Origin of the sequence: Erwinia endophytica, from assembly GCF_009295515.1 — a bacterium.
Lineage (GTDB): Bacteria > Pseudomonadota > Gammaproteobacteria > Enterobacterales > Enterobacteriaceae > Erwinia > Erwinia endophytica.
In genome coordinates this window covers 101,342-113,980 of record NZ_RQVV01000011.1, presented here as the reverse complement: position 1 = coordinate 113,980, position 12,639 = coordinate 101,342, and the positions used below count along the sequence as shown (strand labels likewise).

At 52.8% G+C, this 12,639-nt stretch carries 12 protein-coding genes; 4 read left to right on the top strand and 8 right to left on the bottom strand.

Annotated features, from left to right (window positions below; genetic code table 11):
- Positions 1–16: 16 nt before the first annotated feature.
- Genes EH228_RS02895 through argH form a run of 3 tightly spaced genes read right to left on the bottom strand, consistent with a single transcriptional unit; the run spans position 17 to position 3,124 of the window.
- On the bottom strand, positions 17–781 hold the full coding sequence (locus tag EH228_RS02895; protein ID WP_152320190.1) for an amino acid ABC transporter ATP-binding protein: 765 nt from the start codon (positions 779–781) through the stop codon (positions 17–19).
- 11 nt (positions 782–792) lie between these two features.
- Positions 793–1,671, bottom strand: a complete 879-nt coding sequence (locus tag EH228_RS02890) for an amino acid ABC transporter permease (protein WP_152320189.1) — start codon at positions 1,669–1,671, stop codon at positions 793–795.
- A 25-nt stretch (positions 1,672–1,696) separates the two neighbouring features.
- Complete coding sequence (argH, locus tag EH228_RS02885; protein WP_152320188.1) at positions 1,697–3,124, bottom strand: argininosuccinate lyase; 1,428 nt, start codon at positions 3,122–3,124, stop codon at positions 1,697–1,699.
- 165 nt (positions 3,125–3,289) lie between these two features.
- Here argH and EH228_RS02880 point away from each other — a divergent pair, with 165 nt between their 5' ends.
- Positions 3,290–4,240 carry a LysR family transcriptional regulator gene (locus EH228_RS02880; RefSeq protein ID WP_152320187.1) on the top strand — a complete coding sequence of 317 codons (951 nt, stop codon included), beginning with the start codon at positions 3,290–3,292 and terminating at the stop codon, positions 4,238–4,240.
- Positions 4,241–4,275: 35 nt separating this feature from the next.
- Here EH228_RS02880 and EH228_RS02875 read toward each other — a convergent pair whose 3' ends face one another.
- Positions 4,276–4,848 (bottom strand): Ail/Lom family outer membrane beta-barrel protein, encoded by a 573-nt coding sequence (locus tag EH228_RS02875; RefSeq protein WP_152320186.1) that lies wholly within the window; start codon positions 4,846–4,848, stop codon positions 4,276–4,278.
- Positions 4,849–5,295: 447 nt separating this feature from the next.
- Positions 5,296–5,823 (bottom strand): GNAT family N-acetyltransferase, encoded by a 528-nt coding sequence (locus tag EH228_RS02870; protein ID WP_152320185.1) that lies wholly within the window; start codon positions 5,821–5,823, stop codon positions 5,296–5,298.
- A 382-nt stretch (positions 5,824–6,205) separates the two neighbouring features.
- Between EH228_RS02870 and EH228_RS02860 the strand changes: the two genes are divergently transcribed.
- The 3 genes from EH228_RS02860 (at position 6,206) to EH228_RS02850 (ending at position 8,467) form a co-directional block, all read left to right on the top strand.
- Positions 6,206–6,310, top strand: coding sequence for a protein YohO (locus tag EH228_RS02860; protein WP_152320184.1), 105 nt, complete (start codon positions 6,206–6,208; stop codon positions 6,308–6,310).
- Positions 6,311–6,502: 192 nt separating this feature from the next.
- Positions 6,503–7,981 carry an MFS transporter gene (locus EH228_RS02855; RefSeq protein ID WP_152320183.1) on the top strand — a complete coding sequence of 493 codons (1,479 nt, stop codon included), beginning with the start codon at positions 6,503–6,505 and terminating at the stop codon, positions 7,979–7,981.
- A 285-nt stretch (positions 7,982–8,266) separates the two neighbouring features.
- Positions 8,267–8,467 (top strand): hypothetical protein, encoded by a 201-nt coding sequence (locus tag EH228_RS02850; protein ID WP_152320182.1) that lies wholly within the window; start codon positions 8,267–8,269, stop codon positions 8,465–8,467.
- On the opposite strand, the gene idi is transcribed toward EH228_RS02850, so the two are convergent.
- The 3 genes from idi to bglX all read right to left on the bottom strand — a co-directional run bounded on the left by idi (position 8,464) and on the right by bglX (position 12,637).
- The gene (gene idi, locus EH228_RS02845; protein ID WP_152320181.1) at positions 8,464–9,006 is read right to left on the bottom strand and encodes an isopentenyl-diphosphate Delta-isomerase; all 543 of its coding nucleotides are present in this window, start codon (positions 9,004–9,006) and stop codon (positions 8,464–8,466) included. The two genes, EH228_RS02850 and idi, sit on opposite strands and share 4 nt — an antisense overlap.
- A 326-nt stretch (positions 9,007–9,332) precedes the next feature.
- The gene (locus EH228_RS02840; RefSeq protein WP_152320439.1) at positions 9,333–10,205 is read right to left on the bottom strand and encodes an oxygenase MpaB family protein; all 873 of its coding nucleotides are present in this window, start codon (positions 10,203–10,205) and stop codon (positions 9,333–9,335) included.
- A gap of 134 nt (positions 10,206–10,339) precedes the next feature.
- On the bottom strand, positions 10,340–12,637 hold the full coding sequence (gene bglX / locus EH228_RS02835; protein ID WP_152320180.1) for a beta-glucosidase BglX: 2,298 nt from the start codon (positions 12,635–12,637) through the stop codon (positions 10,340–10,342).
- Positions 12,638–12,639 lie beyond the last annotated feature (2 nt).

Below are 12,639 nucleotides of genomic sequence, written 5' to 3'. Positions count from 1 at the left end.
GGATTCCCCTGGTTATTTAAAGAAGAATGGCGGAAATAAAATTCTGCATCCGCGGATTTTGCGGGTTCAGCAGGATGTCTTCAGGCGCACCGCGTTCAATGATGCGCCCCTCGTCCATGAACACCACCTGGTTAGCCACTTCGCGGGCAAACCCCATTTCGTGAGTCACCACAATCATGGTGGTTCCTTCTTTTGCCAGCGTACGCATCACTGCCAGCACCTCCCCGACCATTTCCGGGTCAAGGGCGGACGTCGGCTCATCAAACAACATCAGTTTGGGTTTCATCGCCAGTGCCCGGGCGATGGCCACACGCTGCTGCTGCCCACCGGATAACGACTGTGGATAAGCGTGCGCTTTATTCGCCAGCCCAACCCTGTCCAGCAGTTGCATCGCTTCTTCCGTCGCTTCGCGCCTGGGTCGTAACAGCACACGGTAGGGCCCTTCGATGACGTTTTCCAGCGCGGTTTTATGCGGAAAAAGATTAAAACGCTGGAATACCATGCCAGTCTGTAAACGCTGGCGAGCGATTTGCCTGTCACTCAATGGATGCAGTTTGTTGCCGACAATGCGGTACCCCGCCAGTTCGTTATCGATCCAGATCCCGCCCTGATCGACCTTTTCCAGTTGGTTGATACAACGCAGGAAAGTACTTTTCCCCGAACCTGATGGCCCGAGAATGCACATCACCTCGCCGTAGTTCACCTCCAGACTGACGTCTTTCAGGGCATGGAAATTGTCAAAATACTTGTTCACCTCAACGGCACGGACGATATTCCTCATCGCGATCCTCCTTAGTTACGGCGGCGCTGGCCGCGAGAGAAATAACGTTCAAGACGGCTTTGCCCGAACGACAGCACGGTGACGATAATCAGGTACCAGATGCCCGCCACGAACAGCAGTTCCATCACCCGCGCGTTGGCGTAGTAGATGTTCTGCGTGTTGTAGAGCAACTCGGAATATTGGATCATGCTCGCCAGACTGGTGGTTTTGATCATGCTGATAAATTCATTGCCCACCGGCGGCAAAATCACCCGCATTGCCTGCGGCAGAATAATGCGATGCAACGCCTGCAAACGTGGCATACCTATCGACTTCGCCGCTTCATATTGACCGGTATCGACCGACAGCAACCCGGCGCGCACCACTTCGGAAGTATAAGCGCCCTGGTTGATACTCAGTCCCAGCAATGCGGCGACAAACGGCGTCATCACATTGACTGTTTCCACACTAAACACGCCAGGGATCGAGATAGTCGGAAACACCAGCGCGAGGTTAAACCACAGCAAAAGTTGCAGGATCAACGGCGTACCGCGAAAAACCCAGGCGTAGACTAGCGAGAGATAATGCAGCACCGGATTGGGTGACATGTACATAATCGCCGCCACCACGCCAAAAACAATCCCCAACGCCATTGCCAGAATCGACATCACCAGGGTGTTAATGACCCCATCAAGGATCGCCCTGGCGGTAAAAAACTGTCCGACATAAGCCCACTCAATTTTGCCCTGAGAGAAGGCGTGAACCAGTGCCGCCAGCAGCAGGATGATCACCACGGTGGCGGTGATACGTCCGTAATAGCGCTTTGGCACGACTTCATACTGTTTAAGATCGTAAGAGGGTTCGCCCGTCCCCCGATTGCCCGTGACTCCAGAATGTTGCGATGTGTTCATGCCGCCTCCAGCGTTGAATTAACGATTACAGACGCGGCCCCTGCCAGGCGCTGACCCAGTCGGCGTGCTGCTGCATGCGCTCCCGCAGGCGAGTAATCTGTTCACTGACGCGTGCTGGCGCAGTGCCGCCAAAACCATCGCGAGAGTGAATAGCCGCCTCCAGCGTCAGGGCGCTGCGCACGTCCGCCGTCAGGCGAGTGTCGACTTCCGCCAACTGCTCATCGCTCAAATCGGACAACCCCTGCTGATGGAATTCACACAACTGCACCAACTTGCCGGTGATTTCGTGCGCTTCCTTAAACGGTACGCCCCGCATCGCCAGCCAGTCGGCGACTTCGGTCGCCAGGGTGAAACCCTCCGGCGCCTGCTTCAGCAATTCAGCCTCATTGACCTTCATGGTGGCAATCATGCCAGCCATCGCCGGCAGAACCAGCAACAACGTGTCGACAGAATCAATCGCGCCGCGTTTGTCTTCACTCAGATCGCGATTGTAGGCAAGCGGCAGCGACTTCATGGTGGCAAGCATCGCGGTCAGGTTACCAATCAGGCGACCACTACGGCCACGGGTGAGTTCAGCAATATCCGGATTCTTTTTCTGCGGCATGATCGAGCTCCCCGTCGCGTAGCTGTCGCTGATTTCCACCCAGCGAAATTGACGGGAGGTCCACAAACAGACTTCTTCACTGATACGCGACAGGTTGACGCCAATCATGCTGGTAATAAACAGGAATTCCGCCACGTAATCACGACTGGCAACAGCATCAATCGAGTTTTCACACGCCCCCAGATAGCCCAGTTCCTGCGCAGCAAGCTCCGGATGGCGGGCAATAGCCGAACCCGCCATCGCCGCCGCCCCCAACGGTGAGAAAGCGCTACGGCGATCCCAGTCCTGCAGACGGTCAATATCCCGTGCAAAAGCCTGCGCGTGCGCCAGCAACTGGTGACCAAACACGATGGGCTGGGCCTGTTGCAAATGGGTAAAGCCTGGCGCGATGGTGTTAATGTGCTGCTGAGCCTGCGCCAGCAATGCCTGCTGTAACGCCAGCAATGCGGAAGTGATTTTCCGCACATGATCACGCAGATAGAGACGCAAATCGTTGACAGTTTGATCATTGCGCGAACGACCGGCACGCAACTTGCCGCCCAGCGCCCCCAACCGTTCAGTCAGCACTCGCTCAATGAAAGTATGTACATCCTCATCCGCCGCGATCGGGGCTACTTTCCCGTCACGGTAATCCGCGTCCAGTTGGTCAATCGCGGCGATCATCGTCACCGTCTCTGCGGCGGTCAGTAACCCTGCGCGTTCAAGTTCATGGGCGTGTGCACGGCAACCGGCCAAATCGTAAGGAGCCAGCGCAAAATAATGTTCCGGACTGCGCGATAGCGCGGTTAAGGCGGCGGCAGGCGCGCTTTTAAAACGGGCTCCCCATAAACGATCGGCACGATCAGACATAATTTATCTCTCCTGGCATAACGTCACAGAGCAGGAATAAAAAAAACATCTGACTGTGGCGTTAGTGATAAATAAAAGTTATTTTCAATCACTATCTGGTAATTAGCGGCTATTTCAGGTTCACTCTTACTTTCACTGCATTTCTTGCGGAGATGAATAGTTATTATGGAAAGTAAGGTTTCCAATATGGGAAACATGAATTATCCCCGTACGGATAATTCCTCAGTATCCATTAACAATGTCGATCTGAAATTATTACGGGTATTTAAATGCGTGGTGGAAGCCGGTGGATTGACCTCGGCCAGCCATGAACTGAATACCGGCCTGGCGACGATCAGTAAACAAGTCTCTGATTTAGAAATCCGCCTGGGGATGACGCTGTGCAGTCGGGGCCGCGAAGGGTTTGAACTGACCGCCTACGGCATTACAGTCTATCAAGCCACGCTGGAGCTTTTTGCCTCGCTAAATACTTTCCGTGACCGTCTGCATCACAGCCGCAATGAACTGCTGGGCGACTTCAGCCTCAGTGTCGTTGATAATACCATTTCAGACCCGCAGTCCCCCGTCACCAAAGCTGTGCAACAGCTACATATAGCTGCACCAAAAGTAAACATTCGCCTGCAAACCGCCCATCTTGACGATATTGAAAAAGGACTCAACGAAGGACGTTTTAATTGCGCCATTGCTCCCGCTTACGAAAAGAAAAGTGATTTTGATTATTATAATATATATGACGAAATATCCTGCTTATATTGTAGCTGTGAGCATGTTTTATTTAATGAAGACCATAATAAGATTACACTGGAACGACTAAAACAGCAGAGGATTATTAATCATACTTACGTCACCCATCGCCACAGTAACAAGCTGTTCGCCTTTAATGAAAGCAACATTCAGGCGGTGCAAGTGGAAGCTGTCGCGATGCTGATTCTGACCGGCCATTTTATTGGTTATCTGCCCGAGCATTATGCACAACGTTACGTCAACGAAAATAAGTTGCGGGCTCTCGGTCCACCTGAATTGCAGATTACCGCGCCCTTTTGCCTGATCATTAAAAAAGGGCGCAAGATTAATCAGATTATTAAAGTGTTCATGGACGCGCTGGGTATCGCCTGATGCACCTTTTCAGTGCAAAAGGCGGATTCGGTCAGTCAGAAAGAATATCCCATACCGATGTTAAAACCACTCATGGTATAACGCTTACCTTTAATGTCTGCCCGGGTTCCTTCATAGCCAAGATCAACCGTCAAAAAGCTGACCGGATTAATTTGCACCCCTCCCCCCCAGGCAAAGCTGTTGGTGTGCTTCATGCCATAAAGGTTGTCGTCCCTGGCAAAGGGACGGGTACCTGAGCTATCCCGCAGGGGAGAATAACTGACCTGACCATTGTTCAGGCCAATCAACCCATAGATACTGACATGACGGTTAATACGATAAGCAGGGCCAACCAGAAAACTAGTCGTTTTCACTCTAACGTTATTTTTCACCGTACGACCCGTGCTGCTCAGCCCATCATAAGGATCACTACCTGAAATAAAGCTGAATGAACTGATCAGTCCATAACGGTGGTTAAACTCATAACGATACTTAAGATTGATACCCGCAAAATGGTTAAAATGCTTTACTTCCTGATAAGCATACCCGGCTGAAAGTGTGTGCCTCTCTGCGTGGGCCTCGCCCATAAAAATAATGACAACAATCGCTGCCTGGGAAAAAGTCTTCAAAATGCTCAATATCCTTATATTTTAATCCAATCATTCAGGCTGCATACCACATCCCTGGTTTATTGAGGCGGCCCCATTGCAGTCAAACTCATTCGACACACCAGGAACGCATCCCCGTTAAATGTCTCGGAAGACAAGGAACTCTAAGAAAAATACCTTGTTAAAGCAATGAATTCCGAATACATTTCAGATAATCGCCCGCCCCAGGCAAACAGTACTTGCCATGCCAATATAGTCTGTCATTTCATGGAAACCGTCAGTACGTTCCCGGGTGGCAAACAGGGGTTGGCAAAAGTGCAGCGATATTTGGAGCACGTATGTACAGATCTTCTTCACTGAAAAACTGCCCTGTCCAGTGCTTCCAGCCGGTTTTTCCAGTACAGCGGACAACATGGTCATCAATTTTTCAGCATCCACACAATGGGCCTCTTCAAGAGCGACGGCCAATCAGGCGGGTGACAAAAATTTGTACATCACAGTGGTGGCATCAAGCACCCCGGCAGGCGATAACGCATAGCGCGGGATCTGACCGCTGACCTGCCAGCCCGCACGCCGATAAATATGTTCCGCTACATCACCACTGCGAGTATCCAGCACCAACAGTGTTCTGCCAGCCTGTCTTGCCAGTGCTTCCGCACCATCAAGCAACGCCCGGGCAATTCCCTGCCGTCTGGCATGTGGATGAACCAGCAGCTTGGCAATTTCTGCCCGGTGTTGCCCGTTTGGCATCATCCCCAATCCCACAATAACCGTGCCGACCAGCGTTCCATTCTGCCGCGCGACCAACAACTGTTGCTCCCCACTGGCCAGACTGCTAACCACGCCCTGCCAGAAGGTACGCATCGGTTGCGGGTCAAGACTGATAAAACCGACGCTCGCATCCTGCGCGACACACGCGCTGAGGACATGGACCAGTGACGTCAGTTCAGCTGTGGCCTGACTGGCATCCAGGCATTGATAGTGAATATGATTCATTGCGTGACTCTCGTTGCGTTCAGAGCATCATGGTGAGAAATGTTCATTGGCGACAGACCACCAACAGGTAATGAGCGCCAACGGTCTCTGGCGCGTGAAAAGAAGAGCGCCCCGTCAGGTGAAAGCGCAGACAGTAGCCAGATATGCTGCTCCATCCCTTCTACTGGCGGCGCGTTATGCGTTATGGCCGATAAAAACGCCGCCCTAAAATATACAGATAAATAGCGCCGCCCTGCAATATACAGATAAATATTGATGGCTTTGCTTTGGTCAGTGGCGACAATCCGGCAGATAGAGAGATTCCCCCCTAAAGGCTTACCCCATGAGGATAAAAGGCGATATACTTTGCCTTCTTGCTGTGACAGCTAAAATGGACAATGTGATGAACTGGCAAAAAATTGGAGTGATCTGTATTTTCGCGATGATGGCGCTTGGCGGCATTGGCGGTGTTATGCTGGTAGGCTATACCATTATTATCCGTTCTTAAACCATTGACCGCTGCAGCACACGGTTAAGTCGCCATCGTTGGCAACGCCTCCGCCCATCCCCGCAAAAGCGGTCTCCGCTAAGCGTGTCCAGACAATGACTATTTGGTTTTAACTTATAACCAGATGGAATTTAAGTCTGTGTCAGGCGAGAGTATTCTCTGGGCTTATTCTGATAAACTTATCCCCCCATCATGACTGATTTAACTTCTTCGGCGCATGTCGCCATGGCAGGTAATACCCCATCTGGCGAGCCTGTTTTTATTCGGCAAGCCGCTGATGTCTCTCATCTGGTCAACACCAGTACCCAGGCACGCAGTAACGCGCGGATCGTGATTGGTATCGCCCTGGGCGGCGTGTTCCTTGATGCTTACGACCTGGGGGCGCTGGCCTTCGGGATGAAAGACGTCACCCACGAATTTGGTCTGTCGCCAACCGGGGCCGGTATCGTCGCATCATCTATTGCTTTCGGGGCTATCGTCGGCGCACTGATTGGCGGCTACCTGACGGACAAGATTGGCCGCTATCGCGTCTTTATGGCGGATATGTTCTTCTTTGTGGTTGCCGCGCTGGCCTGTGCATTTGCACCCAATGCTGCGGTGCTCAGCGCGGCCCGTTTTGTGATGGGACTGGGCGTGGGCATTGATTTACCCGTCGCCATGGCGTTTCTTGCCGAGTTCTCGAAACTCAAAGGGCGCGGCAACAAAGCCGCCAGTATTGCAATGTGGTGTCCGACCTGGTATGCCGCTATTTCGATTTCCTACCTGCTGGTGCTGTTTTTCTATTCGGTCCTGCCCGATGCGCACTCAGGCTGGCTATGGCGTATTATCCTCGGCTTTGGCGCGGTTCCCGCGCTGCTGATTATCATTATCCGCAGCCGTTATATGAGCGAGTCACCCGTATGGGCGGCCAATCAGGGCAATCTGCAAGGGGCTGCGGCGATTCTTCGCTCGGCCTGGGGCATTAACGCCCAGGTGGCAAAAGATGCCGATTTAACGCCGGCAACGCCTGCCCGCCAGGCCAGTTGGCGAAATTATGGTCAGCTGCTGAAAGGCGTGTATTTACGCCGTACTATTCTGGCGACTGTCACCGCTATTGCCTCAGCCTTTGCCTATAATGCCGTGGCTTTTGGGCTGCCCGTGATCATCTCCAGTTTTCTGGCGCAATCAATGCTGACCACCATTCTGGTTTCGCTGGCGCTGAACTTGCTGTTTGCCTTTGTAGGCGGCGTACTGGCGGTACGTCTGGTTCCCCGCTTTGGCGCATGGAAAATGACCGTGCTGGGTTATGGTGTCCAGTTTGTGGCGCTGACTGGACTGGCGCTGGTCGGGAAACCTGCCGATGGCGGCCAGGCCGCTATCTCCATTGCGATGCTGGCGTTATTCCTGCTCGGTCAGGGCTTTGGCCCCGGCTCACACACCATGACTTTTGCCTCGCTGAGCTATCCAACCTCACTGCGCGGCGTGGGGGTAGGCTTTAACCAGACGCTGATGCGCGGCAGTTCAACCGTCTCACTGTTCCTGTTTCCGCTACTGGCAGCAGCACTGAGTACTAACGTATTCTGGGTGATTGCTTTGGCCCCGCTGGCAGGACTGATTGCACTGCTGGCCATCCGCTGGGAGCCGTCAGGCTACGATGTCGATGCAGAGGATTTTGCTGTACAGCCGCAATAACCCCCGCTCTCCGGCCAGCAACATCGCTGCTGGCCGTCTTCCCTCGCCAAATACTCATTTATTAGACAAATGACTGTATCTGCGATATATGCAATATATTCAAGGGAAGCGTCATGTCAGCTAAACTATATCGTCAGAATGCAGCTATTGAGCCGCTGGGGATAAAAATGATCAAATGGTGATCCGCTCGGTTCTGTTGCCGCTGGAAACCACGCTAAATATCTGCTGATCAATGTCGATCAAGCAGAGTCTCACGCTTTCCCTGCATCTGAAAATGACCCGCCGGTGTTGCGAAAATTACTGGAAGATATGGGCCAAAAAGGAACTTTCCTCCTCTCTCTGCCCCACGCCGGTATCCGCATTAACCGGGAAATTTTGTCCGCAGGTTCCACGTTATTCCGTGTTCATCGTTCGCGCTATGCAGGCGATGCATTTAATGGCAGCGCACGTTTCAGTCCCTTGTTTGACGCCAACAGGCAACGTTAGCCAGCCAGACGCTGAGCGGTAAAACGTTGCAGTTCGGCGGGAATACGGGAAAATGTGTGCAGGAACCACGGGGTGAAACGCTCAGGATGCTGATCGATTTCCTGCTGAATTTCTGCCAGCGATGCATAACGCCACCCTTCAGCTTCTTCCTGATTGGGCTGAGGCAGCTCATCACTGAAGGTGAAATAGACATGACCATATTCGTGTTCGGTCAGACCATTATTCAGCGGCAGGTTATAACTCAGTTCAAACATGGGATAAAGCGTCAGACGCAGTCCCATCTCTTCCCACAGACGGCGCTCTGCCGCATGCTGGGTGGATTCCTGCGGATAAGGATGACCACAGGTGGTATTGCTCCATAGTCCGCCGCAGTGGTATTTACTGTTGGCGCGCTGTTGTAATAGTAGTTGATGGCGTGAATTGAAGACATACACGGTAACCGCGCGATGCAGCAGGCCCTTTTTATGTACTTCAAGCTTTTCCATTCTGCCGATGGGACGATCATGACAATCAACCAGGACAACTTCGATCGCAGACATGCATACTCCTTCAGATTTATCCCAGATATTGTGGCATATCTCGCCGCGTTCTGGCTGCATAAAATCGTACAATTATGTGACAAGAAATGCAGTTAAATGCAGCATTTATTCCGTTAAAAACTCATCTTTCTTAGCAGTCTGCCGAAAACGTCCCTTTACACGGACCCGTGTTCAGCGGAGCAAAAAACACAAAAACGAAAAATATTCATGATAATCCCGTACCGGGCAAAACAGCAGACGATGAGCAAGGAGAATCCCGCCATGGCGTTGTCGCGTCTCCCTTTACCAACAACCAACATTGCGCCATACCGTCGCACGGACAAAACTCACAAGTCCCTTCCCATTCGCGCCATCGCACGGTGATAAGCGCCACGGCGAATGCACCAGCGCAGCAAGGTAACCAGCAAATTAAGACGTTTACGGATCAATACACGACGCCACATAGAAAACCGGAAACCAAACTGCTGCTGGGCCCATTCCGGTAGCAGCTCAATACCCGCCATCATCATTATACGCATCGCCGGGCGCGCCTGTCGGCTGGGCGCTGGAGCCTGCAACAACAAAGTTAACACTGCTCTTGTCCGCTCATCGCAACGTAACTGAGGCTGCATCGCCCGTAGATAATCCGCCACCGCCTGGGCTGTTTTTGGCACATTCTCTGCACCCAGCGCTTCCGCCACCACGGCGGCCTCTGCATAGTAACGATCCTGCTCTGCGAGGCTGAGCCGCGGGTTTTTATAGCGCAGATGAGAAGCGAGAAAACGACTGGTTTCCGCCACATGCACCCACGTCAGTAGTGCCGGATCACTGGCGGCATAGGGCTTGCCCAGCGCATCCTCACCGGTCACCTGGCGATGAATACGCTTCACGCGATCAATCAGCATATGAGCGTCAGCAGTATTACCAAACGTGGTGACAGCGATAAACTGACTGGTACGTCGCAGTCTGCCCAGCATATCCTCGCGAAAGGTGGAGTGATCCCAGACACCAGCCAATGCCAGCGGGTGCAGCATCTGTAGCAATAAGGCTGAAATGCCACCGCACAGCATGGAAGAAAAATCGCCGTGTACCCGCCATATTATACTCTCCGGGCCATACAGCCCCGGATCGCCAACCGGCTGAGAAAGATCGAAATCATTGCTTGCCAGGCCATTCAGACGAAAGATCTGTTGCTGAATCCTGTCACGAACCGAAAACATCGTCATCACCGGTTAATCATTTCAAGTGAAAAGGGACGGACAGATGCGTCCCTTCAGTCTCTACAGCGGTACGGGGAAGCCATCCGCGTAATATCAGCATCAGCTACCCCATCATTCAGCATGCAAACGGCGAGTTAAAGATAATCGAATTCCGCGCTATTGGTATGGACTGAATCCAGACCGATCATCACATTGAATTCACCCGGTTCGGCCACCTGCTGCATTCTGGCATTCCAGAACATCAAATCATTGACATCAATCGGGAAGGTAACCGTCTTCGTCTCGCCCGCTTTCAGCATAATGCGCTTAAAGCCCTTAAGCTCTTGTACCGGACGGCTGATACTCGCGACTTCATCATGCAGATACATCTGTACCACCGTCGCGCCATCACGACGACCGGTATTGGTAACCGTCACACTGGCGTTGACTGTACCGTTATGCGGCATGGTTTTCGACGACAGAGTGACTGGCGACACCTTGAAAGTGGTATAACTCAACCCATAGCCGAACGGAAACAGTGGCCCGTTAACGGCATCATAATAATGCGACGTGTACTTGTCCGGGTGGTTTGCATCATACGGACGCCCGGTGTTCAGATGATTGTAATAAATCGGGATCTGTCCGACTGACCGAGGAAACGATATCGGCAACTTACCTGACGGGTTGTAATCACCAAACAACACATCGGCAATGGCATTGCCCCCTTCCGTGCCGCTGAACCAGGTTTCCAGCAAGGCGTCAGCCTGCATGTTCTCCTTCACCAGCGCCAGCGGACGACCATTCATCAATACCAGCACCAACGGTTTCCCGGTGGCCTTCAGCGCATCAATCAACGCCAACTGGCCTGGCGGCAGGGTGATATCACTACGGCTGGAAGCCTCATGCGCCATGCCCTGAGCTTCCCCCACCACCGCCACCACCACGTCAGATTTCTTCGCGGTAGTGACCGCCTCGTCCAGCATTTCTTGCGGCGAATGAGGATCTATCGTTACCGATTTTTCATAGATATTAAGGAAATCCTGCACCCCTTTGTTGTCGGTGATATTGGCCCCTTTGGCATACAACACCGTTGCTTTACCGGCGGTGGCATTTTTTATCCCCTGCAACACGGTGACTGATTGAGAAGCCACACCAGCCGCCGACCAACTGCCCATAATGTCACGCTGACTGTCGGCCAAAGGGCCGATCAACGCGATAGTGCCCGTTTTTTTCAACGGCAACGTTTCAAGCCGGTTTTTCAACAAAACGATACTTTTACGTGCCACATCGCGGGCTTGCTGACGATGCAGGCGACTTTCGGCGTTAGTATCCAGCGGATCGCTGCTTTTCGGGCCGAGATGGCTGTAAGGATCATTAAACAGGCCCATATCGTACTTTACGTTCAATACGTGGCGGGCCGCATCGTCAATCTCCTGCTCGCTGACCGCTCCGCTTTTTACCAGTCCAGGCAAGTACTTGCTGTAGAATTCATCGCTCATACTCATATTAACGCCAGACTGAATAGCGATACGCACCGCATCCTGCGGATCGCGGGCAACACCATGTTTGATCAACTCTTTGATTGCGCCGTGGTCGCTGATGGTAATGCCCTTAAACTTCCAGTCATCACGCAGAAGATCTTTCAACAGCCAGCTATTGGCCGTGGCAGGCACACCGTTCAACGAGATGAGCGCCACCATCACGCCTCCGCTACCGGCATCCAGCGCAGCTTTGTACGGCGGCAAATAATCCTGTGCCAGGCGCTGTGGGCTCATGTCCACCGTATTGTATTCCCGGCCACCTTCCACCGCGCCGTAAGCGGCGAAGTGCTTGACGCTGGTCATCACTGAATAGCGATCTGCCGGGCTTTTCCCCTGCATTGACGTCACCATGGTGCGCCCCATTTGCGAGGTCAGATAAGTGTCTTCACCAAATCCTTCAGAAACCCGGCCCCAGCGAGGTTCGCGCGTCACATCCACCATCGGCGCCCAGGTCATATTCAACCCATCGTCCGCCGCCTCATACGCGGAAATACGCCCCACTTCGGCTACCGCATCCAGATCCCAGCTAGCCGCCAGCCCCAACGGGATGGGAAACACCGTTCGTTGACCGTGTACCACATCGTAAGCAAAAAACAGCGGAATCTTCAGGCGCGAGAGTTGCATCGCCTGATCCTGCATGACGCGGATATCCGGCCGGGTCACCGTATTGAAAATGGCACCGACCTGACCATGCTTAATCATCTCCCGGATCGCCTTTTTCGGGTTATCCGGCCCGACACTGAGCAATCTGAGCTGACCGATTTTCTCGTCAAGGGTCATTTTTTTCAGGAGATCGGTCACAAAGGCATCACGGGCTTCCGGCGTTAACGCGTGTGGACCAATCAGGCTTTCAGCAAAAGCAGGCTGCAGAGTCAAAGCGACAACGAGGCTGACAGAGCACATCCATTTCATCA

Coding starts and splice junctions, on each gene's coding strand:
- EH228_RS02895 (WP_152320190.1), bottom strand. CDS start 781: ATGAGGAATATCGTCCGTGCCGTTGAGGTGAACAAGTATTTTGACAAT.
- EH228_RS02890 (WP_152320189.1), bottom strand. CDS start 1,671: ATGAACACATCGCAACATTCTGGAGTCACGGGCAATCGGGGGACGGGC.
- argH (WP_152320188.1), bottom strand. CDS start 3,124: ATGTCTGATCGTGCCGATCGTTTATGGGGAGCCCGTTTTAAAAGCGCG.
- EH228_RS02880 (WP_152320187.1), top strand. CDS start 3,290: ATGGAAAGTAAGGTTTCCAATATGGGAAACATGAATTATCCCCGTACG.
- EH228_RS02870 (WP_152320185.1), bottom strand. CDS start 5,823: ATGAATCATATTCACTATCAATGCCTGGATGCCAGTCAGGCCACAGCT.
- EH228_RS02860 (WP_152320184.1), top strand. CDS start 6,206: ATGAACTGGCAAAAAATTGGAGTGATCTGTATTTTCGCGATGATGGCG.
- EH228_RS02855 (WP_152320183.1), top strand. CDS start 6,503: ATGACTGATTTAACTTCTTCGGCGCATGTCGCCATGGCAGGTAATACC.
- idi (WP_152320181.1), bottom strand. CDS start 9,006: ATGTCTGCGATCGAAGTTGTCCTGGTTGATTGTCATGATCGTCCCATC.
- EH228_RS02840 (WP_152320439.1), bottom strand. CDS start 10,205: ATGTTTTCGGTTCGTGACAGGATTCAGCAACAGATCTTTCGTCTGAAT.
- bglX (WP_152320180.1), bottom strand. CDS start 12,637: ATGAAATGGATGTGCTCTGTCAGCCTCGTTGTCGCTTTGACTCTGCAG.